The following is a 760-nucleotide window of genomic DNA, read 5'->3' as shown; positions in this document are numbered from 1 at the left end:
GCTCGGTTATTACGGCAAATACTATCTTGATGATGATCCCATCGTTCGCTGCAAGCGTCCTTATATGATGGGTTATTCAGCGAAAGAGCAGAATGCACGTTTGTTTGAGGGGCTGGATGCAAGAGATGCCTTTGTCACTCTGCGAGAACAGCTCGGACTTATCGGGCATTCCGTCCCAACCCTGTACAAGCAGTACACTGAGTTATGCGATGAAGGCGGCACACGTTTCCATGGCTTTAACATTGATCCCGATTTTCAGGACTGCATTGACGGTCTAGTCGTTGTCGACTTGAATCGTTTAAAGCCGCTCAAGCGAAAGCGCTACGAGCTGGTAAATCATGATTTTCTCGCCTACGACGAAAAGTTGAAACAAACACCATGACAGAAAAAAAGAGCGCGCTGAGTGAAGATTATCGCTTTCGTTTCGGCGGCATAGCGCGCCTGTATGGGGAGCAAGGCTTATTGCAGCTCGCGCAAAGTCATGTGGCCGTCATTGGCATCGGAGGCGTAGGTTCATGGGCCGCGGAGGCCTTGGCTCGATCGGGTGTTGGAGAAATCACCTTGATTGATCTTGATGACGTGTGCGTGTCGAACATTAACCGCCAGGTTCACGCTCTTCAGGCTACGGTTGGCCAGATGAAAACAGAAGTAATGGCTCAGCGAATCAAGGAAATTAGTCCAGAGGTGCGTGTGCATGTGCAACACAGTTTTCTCTCGCCGAACAATGTTGCTGAACTGCTGACTAAAAACCTAGATTATG

1 protein-coding gene and 1 pseudogene are annotated in these 760 nt (G+C 49.3%); both read left to right on the top strand.

Features of this window, described 5'->3' with window-relative positions; genetic code table 11:
• Positions 1 to 382 (top strand): annotated as a pseudogene (locus tag A3751_RS23105) (GNAT family N-acetyltransferase); the annotation flags it as partial.
• Positions 379 to 760, top strand: a 382-nt coding sequence (locus A3751_RS18115; RefSeq protein ID WP_197466479.1) for a ThiF family adenylyltransferase, incomplete at its 3' end; no start/stop codon positions are given. The pseudogene A3751_RS23105 and the gene A3751_RS18115, both read left to right, overlap by 4 nt.

Source organism: Oleiphilus sp. HI0080 (genome assembly GCF_001635135.1).
This window is presented reverse-complemented; position numbering and strand designations above follow the sequence as displayed.